The sequence below is a fragment of the Spiroplasma endosymbiont of Andrena trimmerana genome, from assembly GCF_964019575.1.
In the GTDB taxonomy this organism is placed as follows: domain Bacteria; phylum Bacillota_I; class Bacilli_A; order Mycoplasmatales; family VBWQ01; genus Spiroplasma_E.
In genome coordinates this window covers 729,391-750,359 of sequence record NZ_OZ026455.1, presented here as the reverse complement: position 1 = coordinate 750,359, position 20,969 = coordinate 729,391, and the positions used below count along the sequence as shown (strand labels likewise).

The 20,969-nt window shown below is 24.0% G+C and carries 22 protein-coding genes and 1 pseudogene; 17 read left to right on the top strand and 6 right to left on the bottom strand.

Annotated elements, in window-relative coordinates; all coding sequences use genetic code 4:
* Window positions 1–915 (top strand): ABC transporter permease subunit, encoded by a 915-nt coding sequence (locus AACL03_RS04350; RefSeq protein ID WP_338958854.1) that lies wholly within the window; start codon window positions 1–3, stop codon window positions 913–915.
* Between the two features lie 139 nt (window positions 916–1,054).
* Window positions 1,055–1,258: a hypothetical protein gene (locus AACL03_RS04345; RefSeq protein WP_338958852.1), complete on the top strand. Its 204-nt coding sequence runs from the start codon at window positions 1,055–1,057 to the stop codon at window positions 1,256–1,258.
* Between the two features lie 294 nt (window positions 1,259–1,552).
* On the opposite strand, the gene AACL03_RS04340 is transcribed toward AACL03_RS04345, so the two are convergent.
* On the bottom strand, window positions 1,553–3,124 hold the full coding sequence (locus tag AACL03_RS04340) for a hypothetical protein (RefSeq protein ID WP_339039502.1): 1,572 nt from the start codon (window positions 3,122–3,124) through the stop codon (window positions 1,553–1,555).
* 338 nt (window positions 3,125–3,462) lie between these two features.
* Between AACL03_RS04340 and rsmG the strand changes: the two genes are divergently transcribed.
* From rsmG to AACL03_RS04325, 3 genes are all read left to right on the top strand, one after another.
* A complete protein-coding gene (rsmG, locus tag AACL03_RS04335) occupies window positions 3,463–4,158 on the top strand; it encodes a 16S rRNA (guanine(527)-N(7))-methyltransferase RsmG (protein ID WP_174480210.1) in 696 nt (231 codons plus the stop codon).
* Between the two features lie 78 nt (window positions 4,159–4,236).
* Complete coding sequence (locus AACL03_RS04330; RefSeq protein WP_174480209.1) at window positions 4,237–5,001, top strand: ParA family protein; 765 nt, start codon at window positions 4,237–4,239, stop codon at window positions 4,999–5,001.
* Window positions 4,994–5,881: a ParB/RepB/Spo0J family partition protein gene (locus AACL03_RS04325; protein WP_174480208.1), complete on the top strand. Its 888-nt coding sequence runs from the start codon at window positions 4,994–4,996 to the stop codon at window positions 5,879–5,881. Before AACL03_RS04330 ends, AACL03_RS04325 begins: the two co-directional genes overlap by 8 nt.
* A gap of 62 nt (window positions 5,882–5,943) precedes the next feature.
* On the opposite strand, the gene AACL03_RS04320 is transcribed toward AACL03_RS04325, so the two are convergent.
* Together AACL03_RS04320 and AACL03_RS04315 are read right to left on the bottom strand one after the other, a co-directional pair.
* Complete coding sequence (locus AACL03_RS04320; protein ID WP_252319837.1) at window positions 5,944–6,111, bottom strand: hypothetical protein; 168 nt, start codon at window positions 6,109–6,111, stop codon at window positions 5,944–5,946.
* A 198-nt stretch (window positions 6,112–6,309) separates the two neighbouring features.
* Entirely contained in the window at window positions 6,310–6,963 is a 654-nt protein-coding gene (locus tag AACL03_RS04315; RefSeq protein WP_339039499.1) for an IS30 family transposase, read from the bottom strand.
* Between the two features lie 446 nt (window positions 6,964–7,409).
* Between AACL03_RS04315 and AACL03_RS04310 the strand changes: the two genes are divergently transcribed.
* A complete protein-coding gene (locus AACL03_RS04310; protein ID WP_339039497.1) occupies window positions 7,410–8,360 on the top strand; it encodes an IS30 family transposase in 951 nt (316 codons plus the stop codon).
* A 12-nt stretch (window positions 8,361–8,372) separates the two neighbouring features.
* Here the strand turns inward: AACL03_RS04310 and AACL03_RS04305 are convergent, their stop codons facing one another.
* Window positions 8,373–9,338, bottom strand: coding sequence for an Mbov_0401 family ICE element transposase-like protein (locus AACL03_RS04305; protein ID WP_339039495.1), 966 nt, complete (start codon window positions 9,336–9,338; stop codon window positions 8,373–8,375).
* Between the two features lie 73 nt (window positions 9,339–9,411).
* Here AACL03_RS04305 and AACL03_RS04300 point away from each other — a divergent pair, with 73 nt between their 5' ends.
* The 4 genes from AACL03_RS04300 to AACL03_RS04285 all read left to right on the top strand — a co-directional run bounded on the left by AACL03_RS04300 (window position 9,412) and on the right by AACL03_RS04285 (window position 12,640).
* Window positions 9,412–10,044, top strand: a complete 633-nt coding sequence (locus AACL03_RS04300) for a hypothetical protein (protein ID WP_339039493.1) — start codon at window positions 9,412–9,414, stop codon at window positions 10,042–10,044.
* Window positions 10,045–10,209: 165 nt separating this feature from the next.
* A complete protein-coding gene (locus AACL03_RS04295) occupies window positions 10,210–11,160 on the top strand; it encodes an IS30 family transposase (RefSeq protein WP_339038665.1) in 951 nt (316 codons plus the stop codon).
* On the top strand, window positions 11,161–12,201 hold the full coding sequence (locus tag AACL03_RS04290; RefSeq protein ID WP_339039491.1) for a hypothetical protein: 1,041 nt from the start codon (window positions 11,161–11,163) through the stop codon (window positions 12,199–12,201).
* Window positions 12,202–12,445: 244 nt separating this feature from the next.
* Window positions 12,446–12,640, top strand: coding sequence for a hypothetical protein (locus AACL03_RS04285; protein WP_338957845.1), 195 nt, complete (start codon window positions 12,446–12,448; stop codon window positions 12,638–12,640).
* Here AACL03_RS04285 and AACL03_RS04280 read toward each other — a convergent pair.
* Window positions 12,637–14,667 carry a hypothetical protein gene (locus AACL03_RS04280; protein ID WP_339039489.1) on the bottom strand — a complete coding sequence of 677 codons (2,031 nt, stop codon included), beginning with the start codon at window positions 14,665–14,667 and terminating at the stop codon, window positions 12,637–12,639. The two genes, AACL03_RS04285 and AACL03_RS04280, sit on opposite strands and share 4 nt — an antisense overlap.
* 207 nt (window positions 14,668–14,874) lie before the next feature.
* Here AACL03_RS04280 and AACL03_RS04275 point away from each other — a divergent pair, with 207 nt between their 5' ends.
* Window positions 14,875–15,825 (top strand): IS30 family transposase, encoded by a 951-nt coding sequence (locus AACL03_RS04275; protein ID WP_339038665.1) that lies wholly within the window; start codon window positions 14,875–14,877, stop codon window positions 15,823–15,825.
* Between the two features lie 19 nt (window positions 15,826–15,844).
* Here AACL03_RS04275 and AACL03_RS04270 read toward each other — a convergent pair whose 3' ends face one another.
* A complete protein-coding gene (locus AACL03_RS04270; protein ID WP_339039487.1) occupies window positions 15,845–16,336 on the bottom strand; it encodes a hypothetical protein in 492 nt (163 codons plus the stop codon).
* An 87-nt stretch (window positions 16,337–16,423) separates the two neighbouring features.
* Between AACL03_RS04270 and AACL03_RS04265 the strand changes: the two genes are divergently transcribed.
* The 6 genes and pseudogenes from AACL03_RS04265 (at window position 16,424) to potA (ending at window position 20,969) form a co-directional block, all read left to right on the top strand.
* The gene (locus AACL03_RS04265; protein WP_339039486.1) at window positions 16,424–17,431 is read left to right on the top strand and encodes an AEC family transporter; all 1,008 of its coding nucleotides are present in this window, start codon (window positions 16,424–16,426) and stop codon (window positions 17,429–17,431) included.
* A gap of 130 nt (window positions 17,432–17,561) precedes the next feature.
* Window positions 17,562–18,447 (top strand): annotated as a pseudogene (locus AACL03_RS04260) (NAD(P)-dependent oxidoreductase).
* Between the two features lie 182 nt (window positions 18,448–18,629).
* The gene (locus AACL03_RS04255) at window positions 18,630–18,884 is read left to right on the top strand and encodes a hypothetical protein (protein WP_339039482.1); all 255 of its coding nucleotides are present in this window, start codon (window positions 18,630–18,632) and stop codon (window positions 18,882–18,884) included.
* A 53-nt stretch (window positions 18,885–18,937) separates the two neighbouring features.
* The gene (locus AACL03_RS04250; protein WP_339039480.1) at window positions 18,938–19,075 is read left to right on the top strand and encodes a hypothetical protein; all 138 of its coding nucleotides are present in this window, start codon (window positions 18,938–18,940) and stop codon (window positions 19,073–19,075) included.
* A 287-nt stretch (window positions 19,076–19,362) separates the two neighbouring features.
* Window positions 19,363–19,896, top strand: coding sequence for an XRE family transcriptional regulator (locus tag AACL03_RS04245; RefSeq protein WP_339039478.1), 534 nt, complete (start codon window positions 19,363–19,365; stop codon window positions 19,894–19,896).
* Between the two features lie 20 nt (window positions 19,897–19,916).
* Window positions 19,917–20,969, top strand: a complete 1,053-nt coding sequence (potA, locus tag AACL03_RS04240; RefSeq protein WP_286640486.1) for a spermidine/putrescine ABC transporter ATP-binding protein — start codon at window positions 19,917–19,919, stop codon at window positions 20,967–20,969.

Genomic DNA, 20,969 nt, shown 5'->3' with positions numbered 1-20,969 from the left:
ATGTTACTCTCATTTTCAACAATTTTAGTTAATACATTATTATTTGCTTGTCCATTATTATTGTTATGTACAGGTGGAATTTTAAATACTAGAGCAGGAATTGTTAATTTTGGTTTTGATGGTATTATGTGTACTGGTGCTGCTACATATTGTATAATTGTTTCACAATTAAAAAATAATTTTGGTGGTGGAGTTGCAATTTTGGCATTTTTTATAACTATTATCATCGGAATTGTATTTGGTTTAATTCATAGTTTAGCAACCTTATTGTTTAGAACAAATCAATTTTTAGTATCAATGGTTATTAATTACTTTGGTTATGGATTAGCAGTAATTTTACCATTAACATTTACTGGAGAAATAAATTATTCATTAGCAAGTATTTATATTTATCAATTTTCTTGAATTGCAATTTTGGTAACCTTTTTAGCAATTTATATTTTTGCAGCTATTTTGTTTTTAACTAAGCTTGGATTATACATTAGAGGAATTGGTGAGAATCCAACTGCAGTGGCTTTAAATTATATTCATGTTCGTCGTTCTCGATTTTATATTTCGCTATTTTCTAGTTCTTTAGCTTGTTTTTCGGGTGCTTTATTTGTTTATGTACTTCCAAGTACTTTTATTTATAGTAATAATTTTGCTGGTATTGGATTTTTAGCAATTGCTTTATGAATGATGGCACATAGTAGATTTTTTTTAACTTCTATTATTTGTTTTATTTTTTCTTTTTTATATCAGTATATTAATGCTTCACAAACATTTATAGTTATTAGTAATAATATTCCAAGTTGATTATGAGGAATGTTTCCATATTTAATAGCATTAGTATCATTAATGATTTTTCGTCCTAATACAGAATTGGTAAAAAGTTGAGCGCAACCTTATGTTAAAGCAGGTAGAAAATGACAATAAAATTATATGCTAGCAATATTTTAAAACCTTTATCAGGTTTAATAAATATAATGTTTTAAATGTTTTTTAATAAATTCAGTTTTTATTTTTATTCTGTATAATAAATTTATTAAGCAATGAAAAAGGGGAATTTTAAATTATGGTAAAAAACTTAAATGACAGTTTTGAGAAATTGATTGAACAGAACAATGACAGTTTAGAAAAAATATTAAAAAAAAGAAAAACATTTAAAAATAATGAGAAAAAAATAATTAATAAAATTTCTAATATTAATTATCAAAAAATTAATGATGATGAAGTAATAAGTTTTAAATCTAAAAAAAATAAATGTATAGTAATGTAAATTAGATTAAAGCATTTATTTTTTAAGAAAATATTTTTTATAATTTGTATAATAATTTTTTAAAAAAAGATTGTTAATTACTAGTATTTATTAATAAATTTATTAGTTGTTATATTAGGAACTTGGGTTTCATATTTTGTTATTTCTTCATGCAAAGATTTTGATCATTTAAGGTGTGAATTTAATGGTTTCACATTTTGTAATAATATAGATTCTTTATATTCTTGATTTCCACCACTAAGACTTTGTTTTTTTTGTGCTTCTTGTTGGTAAATTTTTTTTGTTAAATCTTTTTTAGATTTGGTTTTTTGTTCTTGATTTTAATATTTTTCTTTTTTCTGGACTTAATGCTTCCATTTTTCTTGGACTTAATGCGGGTATTTGTTCTTTTGTGAGTGCTTCTATTTGTTGATTTGTAAGTCAACTAATTTGTTCTCTTGTCAATCCTTCTATTTGTTCTGATGTTAGTGCTTGTATTTGTTCAATTGTAAGTGCATATATTTTTTTTGAAATAATTATTGCTGAGATTTGTTTTGTTGTGAAATATGGTATTTGTTCAATTGTAAATGCTGGTATTTGTTTTTTGGTAAAGGATTGAATTTGTTTTTCTGTAAAAACTTGTATTTGTTTTTTGGTAAATGTTTGTATTTGTTCAATTATGAATCATTGTATTTGTTTTGAAATTATTCCATTTATGTATTTAATTGGAAACTCTTGTATTTGTTCTGGTGCAAATGATTGTATTTGTTGTGTTGTGAAAGCTTGGATTTGTTTTTCTGTAAATACTCTATTTTGTCTTGGTGTTAGTGCTTGTATTTGTTGATTTGTAAATATTTGTATTTGTTCTTTGGTAAATTCTGGTATTTGTTCATAATCAATTCATTGGATTTGTTGTGTTGTGAAAGCTTGGATTTGTGAAACTTTGAATTTCTTAGTTCATTGTGATGTAAACATTCTAATTTTATTGTAGTTAAGTGAACTTATTTGTTTGGTTGTCAAAGCTTGTACTTGTGAGATTTTTAAATAATAAATTTGTGAATTTGTAAATCATTGGATTTGTTGTGTTGTGAAAGCTTGGATTTGTCTTGATGTTAAGATAATAGTTTGTGAAGTTTTAAATGACGCTATTTGATTTTCTGTAAAAGATTGTATTTGCGAGACTGTAAATGCGGGTATTTGTTCTTTTGTGAGTGCTTGTATTTGTTCTTTAGTAAATATTTCAATTTGTTTGATTGTGAGTGCTGGTATTTGTTTTTTGGTTAATGCTTTTATTTGTATTTCTGTAAATGATGCTATTTGTTTTTTTCTAAGTCAAGTAATTTGTAAGTTTGTGAATCATGATATTTGTTTTTTGGTGAATCAAGAAATTTGTAAAGTAGTAAATGATTCTATTTGTTTTTTTGTCAATGATTGAATTTGTAATTTTGTCAATATTTGGATTTGTTCAATGGTGAATCAAGTAATTTGTCATTCTGTAAATGCTTGTATTTGTCTTGATGTTAAAATTACTATTTCTTCAGTTGTCAATCTCTGTAATTCTTTTTTTGTGAGTATTTCAATTTCATGTGTAGTTAATTTATTTATATTTTGTAGATTTATATCTTTTTTTTCTTCATTTATTTTAATAAATAGTACTTCTCTTTTCATTTTATTTATGAAATGTGGTTTATATGTATTTATTGATTTATTAAATAAAACCTTTGATAATTCTTGTGATTTTAGAAAATTTTGATATATTTCTTCAAGTTTGTTTTTATGTTCTTGGATAGGATTTGTTCAATTATTAATTTGTATACTGATTAGGTTTAATGAATTATTATTAATAGATTTTGTTAGTTCGTTTGAAAAATTAAGTAAAATTTTCATTTTTTTATTTTTCCTTTCAATGATATAAATTAAAACATAAAAACTCATTTACTTTAAATTAAGCAATGAGTTAAAAAACTTTTATAATTTTTTAATAATTCTTATTATATGTGTTAATTATATTTGAGTTTAAAGAAAATACAACGAAAATGATATTTTAAAGGTTTTAAATTATTTTTAGTAATATTTAATTTTGAAGGATAGTAGTTATGTGATAAAATTTCAAACATATACTAAAAAAACATTATAATTAAATATAATTTAATTATTTAAAGCATTATATTTATAGTCTACTTTAAATAAAGTATTTTATTAAATGATTGATTTAGGAGTAAGCAATGAATAAAAATTGAGCTATAGGTTTAACTAATTTAACTTTAACCCCAATAATGGAACAACAATTAAGTCAGTATTATAAAATTTTAATTGCTGAAAATAAAAAATATAACTTAACAACGATCATTGAAGAAATGGAAGTTTATTATAAACATTTCTATGATTCTCTTTTAATTAGTAATAATATCATTTTGGAGGATCAAAATATTTGTGATGTTGGTAGTGGTGCTGGTATACCAGGAATAATTTTAAAAATTTGTTTTCCCAAATTACAATTAACTATTATTGAATCAAATACAAAGAAATGTCAATTTCTAAAAACAGTAATTACTGAACTAAACTTAGAAAACGTTTATATAATTAATCAAAGAGCAGAAACATTTGCTCATCAATATCGTGAAACATTTGATATTGTAACAGCAAGAGCATTAGCACCGCTAAATATTTTAAGTGAATTATGTTTAGGATTAGTTAAAGTTGAAGGATTATTTATTGCTTATAAGGGTCTTAAAGTTGAAGAAGAACTTGCGTTGGCACAAAATAGTATTAACACAATGGGTGCAAAGTTAATTAATCAATTTACTGTTCAATTACCAAACAACTATGGTCAAAGAACAATCCTTCATTTTCAAAAATATAAATTATGTGCTTTAAAATATCCAAGACCTTATCAACAAATTAAAAGTAAACCTTTGTAAATAATATTAATTAAAATTAGTGTTAAACTTAATTAGTAGGATAAAATATTAGTCTATTAATTTAGAAAGGTAATTATTATGGGCAAAATTATTGCAATTGCTAATCAAAAAGGTGGAGTTGGAAAAACAACTACTGCTACTAATCTTGCTGCAGGTTTAGGTATAAAAAATAAAAAAGTGTTACTTATTGATTTGGATCCACAAGGTAGTGCTACTATTTCAATGGGTTTTGCTGCTGATAAAGTTGAACAAGATATATATGATGTTTTAGTACATGATGTTCCATTGGAAAAAGTAATTAAAACTGAAGTTTGTCAAGGAGTAGATTTATTACCATCAACCATTTCTTTGGCGGGAGCCGAAATATTTTTATTAGAGCAATCTCGTAATAAAAGAAATATTTTATTAGAAAAATTAGAACCCGTAAAGGAAGTATATGATTTTATTATTATTGACTGTCCACCTAGTTTAGGATTAGTTAATCGTAATGCTTTAGCTTCAGCTAATTCAGTTATTATTCCATTGCAAGCTGAGTTTTATGCATTAGGTGGTTTGGTACAATTATTATCTACTATTCGTTTAGTACAACAATTATTTAATCCCAATTTAGAAATTGAAGGGATTTTATTAACTATGGTTAATATTAGAACAACTTCTTCTGTTGAAGTTATCAAAGAAATTCAAAAAAATTTTAGAGAAAAAGTTTATAAAAATTATATTCCAAGAAATGTAACTCTAAGTGAAGCACCAAGTCATGGTAAAAATATTTTTAGTTATCGGCCACGTTGCAGTGGTGCTATTGCTTATCAAAGTTTAGTGAATGAGGTGTTAAATAATGTCTAATGATAAAAAAAATCGTATTTCTGCTAAAGGCTTAGCATCAATTTTTGGTGAAGGTTTAAATGATTTGATAACTAACATTGAAAGTTCACCAGAAATTGCTAAAACTTTTTCACAAACTATTTCTCTTGCAAAAATTATTCCTAATCCATATCAACCGCGTGTAGTATTTAATGAACAAGAAATTAAAGAACTAAGTGATTCAATTAAAATTCACGGTTTAATTCAACCAATTATTGTTAAAAAAACGATAACAGATGGTGTTTTTCAATTAGTTGCTGGTGAGCGTAGAACTAAAGCTGCAAAATTAGCAGGTCTAACAGAGATCTCTGCAGTAACTATTGAAGTAACAGATCAACAATTAATGGAATTTGCTTTGATTGAAAATATTCAACGTGTTGATTTGAATGCTTTTGAAGAAGCACAGGCATATCAAACTTTAATTAGTAAAATGAAATGAACTCAAGAACAACTCTCACAAAAAGTTAATAAATCACGTAGTCACATTGCTAATACTTTACGAATTTTGCAATTGCCAGTAGAGATTTTACAAATGCTTCAACGCAATGAATTAACAATGGGTCATGTTAAACCGTTATTAAGTTTAGGCACTAATCTTAATTTAATGGTAACTATTGCTAAAAGGGCATATAGTGAACAATGGAGTGTTCGTAAGGTTGAAGATGTTATTAAGATGCAACAATTAAGTTTAAATCAAAAACAAAATGTTAATAAAAAGTCAGATCTTCATTTAGTAGCATTAGAAAATACTTTATCAAGAACTTTAGATACTAAAGTAAAAATCAATAAAAAACAACTAATCATCAATTATAGTAATCATAAAGAATTAAATCGAATTTTAGAATTTTTAAAATTAATATAAATTTAAAATGAGTATAAATGTTTTAAAACATTTATACTCATTTTTTATCTTGTAAATTTATTTTATGATATTTCTCTAAAAGGAAATATTAATCCTGAATTAGTATAGATAATTAAGTTTGTAATAAAAACAAATAAGATAGACAAACCAATTGCAATTTTACTTATACCTAGTATGATTAATAACTTTTTTGATATATCATGAGGATAAGTTAAAAGTTTCTTTTCCATATTTTCCTCCTAAAAGTTATATTTATTTTTAAGCCTTACTTATTTATAATTATATACTATTGTAAAAGTTTTTATCATTATATTTGATGTTATAATGTTATTTAAAATAATTTATTTTAACATTGAAAGGAAAATTAAATATGCCAGAAAAAGATAAGAATACGTTATTTAAACGTATTATTTTTAGAAAATGCTGAATTATACTTGTAAGTGCAAGTATAACTCAGCATTAATAACTTTAGTAGTTCTGTTTTTAACTAATATTGCTAAAGTAAATCGTGATACTCTTTCAACTAAAGTTATTAAACATGATTTGCTTTTACCTCGTGATGATACTATAGTATCTCCTTCTCAATGACCAAGTGTTATACGATCATTAACATTTATATCTCGTTCTTTAATTGATTTACCATTAAACTTGCCACGATTTTCTTTAGATTTTCGTTTTTTACCTTTTCTTCTTAAATTTTTACTAGTAACTTTATCAAGCATTCCAAAATAAATTCAAGTATAAATTGTTTTAAAACTAATAATTCATTCTTTATGAAAATTTTTAATTCTGCCATAAATTTGTTCAGGTGATCAACCTAATAGTAATTTTTGTTGTACATATTTTACTAAATTCTTATTTTTAAACTTATGAAAACTAATATGTGATTGTTTTCGATTTTCAGCTTTATTTTGTGCAATTAATGAAAAATAATGATTATTATCTTTATTTCTATTAATTTCTCGAATAATAGTACTAATACTTCGATTAAGATTTTTAGCTATTTCACTAATTTTAAATTTAAATTTCAATTGATTCTCAATATAAATTCTTTCATCTATGCCAAGATGTTTATAACTCATATAAAAACTCCTTACTTTTTTCTAAACTAAATTTAGCATTATGAAATTTTTATATGAGAATTTTTTGCAATTTTATTTACTTGCACTTACAAGTATAACTCAGCATTTATTTTTTAAATTTAAGTTTTAATTTATAATAACTGGATAATTGTATTTATTTGATAACATTTAAAATTAACCATTTTTGTATACATATCAATGTTATAAGTTCTATCACCAATCATATGCTTTAAAATTTGTTTAATATTAGTTTCAGTAAAGCAACCAATATTTTCAACTAATGCTTGGTTTAATACACCATCTTTTGCATTAATAAAATAACCAACTTTTAATTTTTTATATGCTGAGTTATACTTGTAAGTGCAAGTAAATAAAATTGCAAAAAATTCTCATATAAAAATTTCATAATGCTAAATTTAGTTTAGAAAAAAGTAAGGAGTTTTTATATGAGTTATAAACATCTTGGCATAGATGAAAGAATTTATATTGAGAATCAATTGAAATTTAAATTTAAAATTAGTGAAATAGCTAAAAATCTTAATCGAAGTATTAGTACTATTATTCGAGAAATTAATAGAAATAAAGATAATAATCATTATTTTTCATTAATTGCACAAAATAAAGCTGAAAATCGAAAACAATCACATATTAGTTTTCATAAGTTTAAAAATAAGAATTTAGTAAAATATGTACAACAAAAATTACTATTAGGTTGATCACCTGAACAAATTTATGGCAGAATTAAAAATTTTCATAAAGAATGAATTATTAGTTTTAAAACAATTTATACTTGAATTTATTTTGGAATGCTTGATAAAGTTACTAGTAAAAATTTAAGAAGAAAAGGTAAAAAACGAAAATCTAAAGAAAATCGTGGCAAGTTTAATGGTAAATCAATTAAAGAACGAGATATAAATGTTAATGATCGTATAACACTTGGTCATTGAGAAGGAGATACTATAGTATCATCACGAGGTAAAAGCAAATCATGTTTAATAACTTTAGTTGAAAGAGTATCACGATTTACTTTAGCAATATTAGTTAAAAACAGAACTACTAAAGTTATTAATAAAAATGTCAGTTATTATTTATCAATTCTTCCTAAAAACATTGTTAAAACTATTACTTTTGATCGTGGCAAAGAATTTTCAAATTGACAACAACTTGAAAAAAATTTAGATGTAAAAATTTATTTTGCCAATCCATATTCACCTTGACAAAGAGGTACTAATGAAAATACTAATGGTTTAATTAGAGAAAAATTTCCTAAAAAATTTATTTTTTCAAAAACTAATAAAAATGAAGTTCATAAATTTATATTGTCTTTAAATCAAAAACCGAGAAAAATACTAAATTATCTTTCACCAATCGAATATTTGGATAGAAAAATAATTTAGTTGCACTTACCTTTACAATTTAGCATATTGTAAAGTTAATGATTGTAAAAAATCAATTAATTCATAATATTGACCTTTGGCAAATAAATTTATTGCATTTTGATAGTGTAATTTAGCAATTTGATTTTTTCTTCTTCCTGCCATTATACCAAGAAATAAAACATGAAAAGCATGAAATTTATCTAAAATAAATTTAGCATTTAAAATTGTAGCAGTTTTTCTAATTCATTTTGCACTATCTTCACAAACTATTAAATTTGCTTGGTCAAAGTTTTCAAAAAATAAATTACCATATTTTTCTATTAATTTTGCGGTTTTTTCAGCACCAATTTCTGTTTTTGAAACTCTTATTTTACATACAGCTCTTTTATTAATTAATTTTCCATTTTTCTTTTTACCAGTACACATTACTATTAATCTCATCGAACATTTTTTACAATTTTTAGTATTGTGTTTTTCATTAAACTTAAATTTTCGATGACCATCATCAATATTTACATATAAATTTTGATTTGGTTGTAATGGTATTTTGGGAATATTTGCTTTTGGTAATTCAAATTTTTGATATGTTCTACAAACTGTACTATTACTTATTAAATCTTCAATAAAAGTATCACAAACATCACGATACTTTTTACCATCAGCAAAATATTTTAAAATTTGTTTAATAACGTTAGGTGCAAGTTTACTATATTTTTTAACACCAAGATAATTATCTAATAATGATACGTACTCCATTTTTTGTGTTTTTGTGTTATAATGTGTGCAAATACGTCGTTTATAAGTTAATAAACCTTTTTTTGCTTTTAATTTTCGTTGTCTAAATCTATATGATTTATATTCAGATTTATCACATATACTTCATAAATAATCATCTATTTTTGCAAATAATTCTTCTGTTTGTTTTAAACTTAATTCATCTTGATTAAAATCATGTTTGTCTCAATCAAAATGATTTGCGAATGGTAATATAAACATTTTTAATGTTCCTTTCTAATTTTTGTTTGTTAATAATTTAAGTTTAATTTTTTTTTAAAAATAAGGAGTAAATATGGCTTTTATTAGTAGTTATGGACAATTAAATAAAAAATATAATCTTAATTTTAGTGATAATAATTATGGTTTTAGTTGAGATATTTTTAAAGAATTTGTTGGTGATGAATGAGCAGAATATTTTACTACTAATTGTTTTTATCGTTTTGTTCCAACAGCACGTGGAACAAGAAAAACTTGAAACTGTTTAGCATTTGATTTATTTATATGTTGTAATTTTAGAGATAGTAGTGTTCAAGAAGTAAGAAGATATGAAAATACTCATAGTGAAACTACAATTGGTGCTTTAATGAATGTTTGTCAAGTTTTATTAGATACATATAATATTAATTTATTACCTAATAATCCACATGGCATTAAATGAAAAATTACTAAGGATGGGGGATGTATTATCTTTCCAAGTAATCAACAAATTGACTTTATTGGTTATGCTAATGGTAATAAGATTTTTGGAAAAGAAGCAGGTGGGTCAAGTTTTTTAGGTTCAAGAACAGATGAAATTATTATGGCAGAAGAAAAAGAAACATTAACTGAAAAACAATTAACATATCGATATGAACGTTTACAAAACTCTATGTTTAGAAGTAATCGTATTAAAGTATCAAATAAACCTATTAAAGAGTGAAGTTAAACATTTATTGATAAAAATATATATAGTTCTACCTTTGGACAAAAGATTACTCGTTATTTTTGCTGAGTTATACTTGTAAGTGCAAGTAAATAAAATTGCAAAAAATTCTCATATAAAAATTTCATAATGCTAAATTTAGTTTAGAAAAAAGTAAGGAGTTTTTATATGAGTTATAAACATCTTGGCATAGATGAAAGAATTTATATTGAGAATCAATTGAAATTTAAATTTAAAATTAGTGAAATAGCTAAAAATCTTAATCGAAGTATTAGTACTATTATTCGAGAAATTAATAGAAATAAAGATAATAATCATTATTTTTCATTAATTGCACAAAATAAAGCTGAAAATCGAAAACAATCACATATTAGTTTTCATAAGTTTAAAAATAAGAATTTAGTAAAATATGTACAACAAAAATTACTATTAGGTTGATCACCTGAACAAATTTATGGCAGAATTAAAAATTTTCATAAAGAATGAGTTATTAGTTTTAAAACAATTTATACTTGAATTTATTTTGGAATGCTTGATAAAGTTACTAGTAAAAATTTAAGAAGAAAAGGTAAAAAACGAAAATCTAAAGAAAATCGTGGCAAGTTTAATGGTAAATCAATTAAAGAACGAGATATAAATGTTAATGATCGTATAACACTTGGTCATTGAGAAGGAGATACTATAGTATCATCACGAGGTAAAAGCAAATCATGTTTAATAACTTTAGTTGAAAGAGTATCACGATTTACTTTAGCAATATTAGTTAAAAACAGAACTACTAAAGTTATTAATAAAAATGTCAGTTATTATTTATCAATTCTTCCTAAAAACATTGTTAAAACTATTACTTTTGATCGTGGCAAAGAATTTTCAAATTGACAACAACTTGAAAAAAATTTAGATGTAAAAATTTATTTTGCCAATCCATATTCACCTTGACAAAGAGGTACTAATGAAAATACTAATGGTTTAATTAGAGAAAAATTTCCTAAAAAATTTATTTTTTCAAAAACTAATAAAAATGAAGTTCATAAATTTATATTGTCTTTAAATCAAAAACCGAGAAAAATACTAAATTATCTTTCACCAATCGAATATTTGGATAGAAAAATAATTTAGTTGCACTTACCTTTACAATTTAGCTTTTATAAAAGTTTTTTCATTACTTTTACATGTAATCCTTATGATAAATATCATCCATTTTATTTAAAATACTGTACACCATTTTTACCATTAAATGATGAAGTCATGAAAAATCTTAAAAAAGTTGGTAAAGTTTATTATGAAAATAAAGATATGTTTAGTGGTTTAGGTTTATTTGTTTTAAGATTTACTATTCAACCATTTTGAAATAAATTACCTGACATTCAACAAAGAACATTATTAGAAATGGAAAAAAGTAATCCAGATGAATATAATACTGTTTATTATGGTTTTGAATTTTTAGATAGCGATGCAACAATTTTCCCATTTCAAAAAACAGTAAAATATTGACAATCATATGATTTAAAACAATTTTATAATCAAGAAAAAGAAATGTATAAATTTGATTTTTATAGTGTTGGTATTGATTGAGCTACGGGACCAAAAGACCATACTGTATTTATGGTAGTTGGTTTTAAAGAATATAATAATACTGGTTATTATGATGCTTATATTATTTGTGAATTAGTAGTTACACCAAATGACTTTATAAATGAAAATGAAAAAATTAATGCTTATGTTAATGAAATTTTAGGATTAATGGATAATTTTGAAAATTTTGAACAAGCAATTTATTTTTATGATGATAAAGCACGAACTGCCATTGATTGATTAAATCAAAAATTAATCGATGAACATAATACTATTCTAATAACACAAACTGCTATTAAACATGCTTCAAATTTAAATCAAGAAGCAGGATTAACTAATAGAGTGGTTTGAATGAGAAATATTATGAGTTATGGAAATTTTTATGCAAATAAAGATGATTTACCAAAAACAACTCAATGTTTAGAAGAATTACGTTATGATGAAACAAAAACTAATATTCCTGACAAAAATATGTATCAAGACCCATATGATGCTTTGTTTTATTCACTGTATCCATATAAAAATGTAATTAGGGGTAAAAATAATGCTACTGTGAAAAAAAGTATCTTCACATTTGCTATATAATAAACAAATACAATTCAATTAATAGTATAGGTATCAAAAAATAAAAACCTTTAATTTAGGCGTTATTTTGCTTTTAAAAGCATACTTGTAAAAATAATCAAAAATAGTACAATTTAAAAGTAAAATCAAGGAAAAAAGGAGTAATTTAATATGAAAACATGAATAAAAACAAATTTAAGTAAAATAACATTAGCATTAGCACTAACTGGTGCTACAACCGGAACAATAGGATTAATCATGGGGGGTGCTTACCCATGAAAATACTAAACTTAAATATTATTTAACACCAGATGGAAAAGCAATATATGGAACAAGTATTATATGATGAAATAAAGCAATAAGCCCCAATAAAACAGAATTATATTTTGCATGAAAACCTACTAATAAAGAAGACGTAAAATGAGATGGAAATTATACTACTGGATATTTTAGTAATTAAATTTCTAGATTTATATAAGAAATATTTTCATTATATTTATCAAATAAATTAATATTTTGTAAGTTTATTTCTTGTTTATCAGTAATTAAAATTAAATCATAATTACCAGCACCAAATATTCCACTAATTTCAATTCGATTTAAGTTATTAATCGGATTTTCAATTTGCAATTCAAATTCGTTATTATTATCAATTTGTGAAATTTCTTTATAAAATTCTAATTTTGAAAATAACTGAAATTTATTTGAACCATATAAATTTAAAGAATTTTCAATTTTACTTTTATCAATAACTACTCTTGTAAAATATTTTCCATATTCACCATTACCTAATGTTCAATCTGCTGGGATTAGTGACGGTATATTATTAGTTTCTAATTCATTTGTAATAGATAATCAATTAAATTGATTATCATCTAATTTAAATAATTCATTTTGACTAATATCAATATTTTTTAATTTAATATTATTGATATCTATAAAATCAAAATATGCAGATTTTAATGTTACTTTTGCATCTTTAAAATTTCAAACTTCACCACTATCTGTATGTATAGGATTTGATTTTAATTCGAAATAATATGGTAATAAAATTTTATTATCATCATTTAAACCTTTATTAATTGACATATTTGAATAAATATTATGTGATAACATAATTATTAATTGTTTAAATATTTTTACTTGCTCTAAGTTAATATAATTTGGATAATCTAATTTTCATTGTTTGAATAAATTAGTAATAACATCATCGGGTTTTTGTCCTTCAAATTTTTGTCTTAATTCTGCTATTTTATTTTTAGGATTTCCATTTTCATATATAGCACCATCAAAGTTTCTATTATAATTATATGTATAAGTTAGCATATCTAATAATACTTTTTGTAAACTATCAACTGGTGGTTTATCTTTTATTTCTAATTCAACATCTTTAAATTCATCATTTGTAGCAATACTTGTATATGTTGTACCTAATGCATCATGAATTTTTCATACTTCTTTATCTTTCAGTTCTCGTTTTTCTTTTAATGGTCATTGTCCAAAATCATGAGAACTTATAAAATAACCTAATCAAGCATTAGTTACTCTGGCATTATTAATAATTTCTTTTCTTGTTTCTCTACCACCACCAATAGCAATTAAATCTAAAACTGATTTTTCTTGCCCTATAAATTGTTTTGCTAATTTTCAAGGTAAAATTTGTTCACTAAATCATTGTTGTAATATTCTAACTTTTGGTTGAGTTTCAATAGGCATTGATAATAGCGGAAATGCTATCTTATCTTTGACAAATAACTTTGGGTATACTTCCATATTATCAACTTCACCAAGTACCTTTATATTGCCAAAAATCATGCTTCTGGGTGATTTAATTTTTAAACCAATTACTTTTGTGTCTTTATCTAATGGTTTTTGTAATTTAATAATGATTGGATAACCATCTCTTGTTTTAAAATCTTTAATTTTAATAATAGTAATACTTTTAGTACTTCTTGTTTTTGGATTTTGATAAGGTTGTGAATAATTATTAATGATATATAAATTATCAATATTATTTTCAGTTAATGGTTCATTTATACTAACTGCATATAATTTAAATTGATTTAATAAATTTATTTCTTGAAATATTAAATTTTTAATATCAGTCATACTATATTCAATTGTATTATCATTAATATTTGTGCTAGCTCTTTGATTTAATTGCATAGTAAAGTCTGATGTTTCAACGGCAGTGGTTTTTAATGCTTTATCAATATCAATAAAACCTATTTTAATAGTATTTGCTGAAAATTTTAAACTATTATTTTCATTATTTTTAAATAAACGTTCAATTTCATAAATATATATAGTTCTTTTTTTAAATTCATCATATGCTCTATTAATATCTGGGTCACTAGTAGCACGCATCATATTAGTAAAGTCATAAGGAATATTATCAATTAAATAATCATTTTCTACTTCTGCTTGATTAAGTTTAGTTTGTTTCTGCGGAAACTTCGTTTGTGGTTTGTTGTCTTGGTTGTCCATTGTTTTCTCCTATTAATTGGTTATTTTCGGGATTAAATAATTTTAATTTAACTGTTAAATTATTAATTTCTTGTTCATCATTAATATTAAATGTTTTACTAATGCTGAGTTATACTTGTAAGTGCAAGTAAATAAAATTGCAAAAAATTCTCATATAAAAATTTCATAATGCTAAATTTAGTTTAGAAAAAAGTAAGGAGTTTTTATATGAGTTATAAACATCTTGGCATAGATGAAAGAATTTATATTGAGAATCAATTGAAATTTAAATTTAAAATTAGTGAAATAGCTAAAAATCTTAATCGAAGTATTAGTACTATTATTCGAGAAATTAATAGAAATAAAGATAATAATCATTATTTTTCATTAATTGCACAAAATAAAGCTGAAAATCGAAAACAATCACATATTAGTTTTCATAAGTTTAAAAATAAGAATTTAGTAAAATATGTACAACAAAAATTACTATTAGGTTGATCACCTGAACAAATTTATGGCAGAATTAAAAATTTTCATAAAGAATGAGTTATTAGTTTTAAAACAATTTATACTTGAATTTATTTTGGAATGCTTGATAAAGTTACTAGTAAAAATTTAAGAAGAAAAGGTAAAAAACGAAAATCTAAAGAAAATCGTGGCAAGTTTAATGGTAAATCAATTAAAGAACGAGATATAAATGTTAATGATCGTATAACACTTGGTCATTGAGAAGGAGATACTATAGTATCATCACGAGGTAAAAGCAAATCATGTTTAATAACTTTAGTTGAAAGAGTATCACGATTTACTTTAGCAATATTAGTTAAAAACAGAACTACTAAAGTTATTAATAAAAATGTCAGTTATTATTTATCAATTCTTCCTAAAAACATTGTTAAAACTATTACTTTTGATCGTGGCAAAGAATTTTCAAATTGACAACAACTTGAAAAAAATTTAGATGTAAAAATTTATTTTGCCAATCCATATTCACCTTGACAAAGAGGTACTAATGAAAATACTAATGGTTTAATTAGAGAAAAATTTCCTAAAAAATTTATTTTTTCAAAAACTAATAAAAATGAAGTTCATAAATTTATATTGTCTTTAAATCAAAAACCGAGAAAAATACTAAATTATCTTTCACCAATCGAATATTTGGATAGAAAAATAATTTAGTTGCACTTACCTTTACAATTTAGCTAATTAATAAATCTTTATCAACTTTCACTAATATTTGAATAAATTTAAGAATATCAATATTAAATTGTCATAATTTTTGTTCAATATAATTAATGGTTGAAATATTTACAGCTGTACTTTCGGGAACTGATTGTTGTGCTGATTTTTTTTGACTTGGAATGTGAATACCACAACGTTTAAATATTTCATTAACATTTCAATCGTATATATCGGTTAAATTTTTACCTTTAAAATTACTATTTGTCATATTGATATTTTCGTTTTGTTCATTATTATCTCCACCACTTTTAAATATGTAGTTTTTAGTAACCAAAGTTCTTACTGCTTCTTCTAATGCTGATTGAACATTACCATAAGTTTGACTAAATATAAATTTAGGTGAGTTTAAAATAGTATCTAAAACAATTTGTTCATAAATAACATCTAGTGCTTTAATTTTATCCATTACTTTTTCACAATCTGCTTGTTCATTTGCTTTATTTCTCATAATTGCTATTGGTATATAATTAATATTTAGTATTTGTTCTTGTTCTAAATTGGGATTATTAATGTATGATTTAAAATCTAATTTATTTTGTTTTTTAGTATCATTAATACTATAACATTTAAAAAAGACTGAGAAGCAGTTTTAATTAAAATTGTTATGGTTGTTGGTTTACCATCTTTAGCTTTTGATGGTTTTATGACAAATACAACAACAGAGCAAGTTAAAACGCAAGTTGCAATTTTACTAGTTGGTTTTTTATTCTATATGATACTGGGAATAGTTGCTAAATATTTTTATATTAAATATGATAAGGATATTCAAGATACATTAGCAATGTGTACTGTATTTGCTTCAACAACATTTTTTGGAATTCCTGTAGTAACAGCACTATTTGATAATGGAGCTGCCACCTTACCAGCTAATATTTTTAATATTCCATATCGAATATTTTTATATTCATTAGGGTTTATTGTAATGAGCAAACCTATTAAAGCAGCAGTAGTAACAAAAGGACAAACTGGTGCTGATTTTATTGTTGATACAAAACTAAATACTGATGGATATGCACAAATTAAATCAGAAATGAAAGTAATAAAAAGAGAAAATTTAATAAAGAATGTAAAGCAGATTTTTTTAAATCCAATTTTAATTGCAACTATGGTTGGATTTATTTTTTGAGTTACACAATTAATTCCTGGAATTGCTATTGTTCCTGATCAAAATGATATTACTAGTGGTCAACATTTTTCACCATTACGATTAGATAATACATTTCCACCATTGTTTAAAGTAACAAAAACTTTAGAGGCATTATGTACGCCATTAGCATGATTGGCAATTGGAATTACTTTAGCAAAAGGTAATTTTAAAGATGCTGCACAAGATAAAAAAGTATGATTTGGAATGGTAATGAAAATTATTTTTGCACCATTATTTGGATTAGCATTAGTTTGTGCAGTTGCGGCAATTGGAAAAGAAACCGGAGCATGAAAATTAGATACTGTTGGATTAGGCGTTATTGTAATTATGTTAGCAGCCCCCCAGCATCAGTTATTGTTGCCTATTCAATTGCTTACAAAAAACAGCCATTGTTAACAAGTAATTTAACATTAATTGCTACATTATTTTCAATTATTTCATTACCATTTTGAGTAATTATTACTACAGCGATTGGCGCAACACCGTTATTTAGTTAAAATATAAACAAAAGAAAGGGAATAAAAATATGGCAAAAAAAATTAAAATGGTTTGTTATGGTGTTCGTAAAACAGAAAAGGTTTTTTTTGAAACATTAAATAAAAATTATGGATATGATTTAACGTTAATTGAAGAGTATTTAACAAAGGATAATATTGAAACGGCAAAGGGACATGAAGCAGTAATGGTTCGTGCTAATTGTGACTGTTATGAGCAAAATTTATTAAAAATGAAAGAATATGGCGTTAAATATTTATTAACTAGAACTGTTGGTTATAATCATATTGATTTAAAAAAAGCTCATGAATTAGGTTTTAAAATGGCATATGTACCTGGTTATTCGCCCAATGCTGTTAGTGAATTAGCAGTAAGTATGGGAAACGGCTTACTTCGAAATTTATTTTATAGTGCTAATCATCAACAAAATCATAATTTTAAAATTGATGATTTTATGTTTGCCAAAGAAATTCGTAATTCAACAATAGGAATTATTGGAACTGGCCGCATTGGTTATCAAGCAGCTAAGGCATGACATGGAATGGGAGCAAAGGTATTAGGATATGATATTTATGAAAGTGATCAAGCAAAAAGTATTCTAACTTATTGTGATTTAAAAACTTTACTTAAAGAATCGGATTTAATTTCATTACATTGTCCATATATTAAAGAAGAAAATTACCATTTAGTTGACAAGAATTTTTTAGCAAAAATGAAAGCAAAGTTTTTTTAAAGATTTTGCTGGAAAACCAACTCCCGATAATATTACAAATAAATTATTATCATTATATCCACGTGTTATTGTGACACCACATATTGGATCGTATACTGATGAAGCTGTTAAAAATATGATTGAAATTACTTATGAAAATTTAAAAGTAATTTTATCTGGTCAAGAATGTAAAAATAAAATTTAATTTAATAATTGATTATAGTTATTTTACATATTGTATATGAAAAAAATAATATGAATATTAATATATACTAATGTATTATGTTATAATAACATCAAACTTAATATAAGTTTTTTACCTATTTACTTTATTTTAAAGTAAATAGGTTTTTTATTCTAAATTTCAAATAAGGAAGATTAAAAGATATGCCCATTATGGAAAAAAGAGAAAAATTAAATAATAAAGTAAAAAATAATGTTACTCCCATTGAACTTATTGCAGCGGGTAGTACTATTGGAGTTGTTACTGGCGCTGCAAAAGTTGTTGGTATTGGTGTTGCGGCTGTTAATTTAGTTGCCTCTACGGTTGCTAATGCTGCTACTATTGTTACTAATGTAGCCTCTATTACTTGTGCAGCCGGAGGGGTTGCTATTCTTGGTACTCCTCTATTATTGGTTTAGTTGCTGTTGGTGCCATTAGTGGTGCTATCGATGGTGGTTTTGAAATAACTCAAATGTTAGCAAAAAAAGATGATGAAAAACAAGAAGAGCAAAAATTAGATTTTGAAGGTTCAAAAAAAATTATAAATTCAAATTTAGAAAATTTATATTCTTCAACAAGTGTATACAATTCTAATACATCAACAATGTAAAAGGTAATTTATTAAAACACATCAATTTCTTCTTTACTAAAAAAATAAAATATATTTTTTAAATTTATTACTTTATTTTAAAGTAATAAATTTTATTTTAATTTTATAGTAGAAAAATGAAAAAAATATTCTTTTTATTACACATTTTTACACTAATAATTTTATATTTATTTTATTTTTAATAAATAAAATAAATAATTGTTTTTTTTAAAAAATATTATATAATTTTATTTGTATTATTTAACTTAAAGTTTAGTATAAATAAACAAAAGGAGAAAATAATCAATATGAAAATTGGAAGAAAGTTAAAAACTTTAAGATTGAAACACAATTTAACTATGGAAGAGTTAGGGAAACGTTGTGATTTATCAAAGGGATTTATTAGTCAGTTAGAGCATGATGTTTCTTCACCTAGTATTGAAACACTAAAAAGTATTTTAGACATTTTTGATTGTCCATTATCAACCTTTTTTGCTGGTGAAGTAAAAGAAAAAATAGTTTTTAAATCACAAGATGTTACTGTTAGTGACGAAGAAGATTATCAAATAAAATGAATTATTCCTAATGCTCAAAAATTAACATTAGAACCAGTAATTTTAAGTTTAAAACCATTTGGTAATTCAAATAAAATTCCGCCATTTCAAGGTCAGATCTTTGGATATGTATTAAGTGGAACAGTATTTGTTCATTATGGTGCAACTAGAGTAAAAGTAGTAGCTAATGAAGCATTTTATATTAAAGGTAATGAAAAACATTATTTAGAAAATCCCAATAATTCAATTGCAACTATTTTATGAGTTTCAAATCCACCAATTTTTTAAACCATTTAAAGGAGGAAATTATGAGTGTAAATATTTTAGAATTACGTAATATTACCAAAGAATATGATGGTAAAGTTGTTTTAAAAGGAATTAGTTTAAATATTCATGAAGGTGAATTTCTTACCATTCTTGGTCCTAGTGGTTGTGGTAAAACAACATTATTAAGGATTATTGCTGGTTTTGAACAACCAAACAATGGTCAATTATTGTTTAAAGGTAAGGATTTAACTAAAATTCCAATTCATAAAAGAGAAATAAATACTATTTTTCAAAATTATGCTTTATTTCCACATTTAAATGTTTTTGATAATATTGCTTATGGTTTAAAGTTAAGAAAAATTGATCGTGAAAAAATCAAAAAAGAAGTTAAAAAAGCTTTAGATTTGGTTAAATTAAATGGTATGGAAGATAAAGATGTTAATGATTTATCTGGTGGTCAAAAACAAAGAGTAGCAGTAGCTAGAGCATTAGTTCTTAATCCTAAAATTTTATTATTAGATGAACCTTTTGCTGCTTTGGATTTGAAATTACGTCAACAAATGCAAGTAGAATTAAAAAAAATTCAAGAAGAAATTAATATTACTTTTATCTTTATTACTCATGATCAAGAAGAAGCATTTATTATGTCAGATCGGGTAGTTGTTTTAAATCAAGGTCAAATTCAACAAATTGGGACACCACAAGATATTTACAATGAGCCTGAAAATAAATGAACATCACAGTTTGTTGGTAGCTCGAATGTTATTGAAAATGGTGTATTTGTTAATGATTATTGTGTTCGTTTTGACGGTAAAAAATTTGCATGCTCTGATACTGGTTTTGGTGAACAAGAACGTAATATTGATATTGTTATTCGACCAGAAGATATTGATTTAGTTAATGCAGGTAGTGGTTTTTTTGATGGAACTATTAAAACTATTGCTTTTAAAGGATTATTATGAGAAATTGAAATTATTGCTAATAAACGCAAATGGATAGTTCATACTACTGATAATTTTGAAGTAGGTAACCGTGTTGGTTTAAAATGAAATGTTGAAGATATTCATGTTATGTGAAAGGAAATTGAAGAGTAA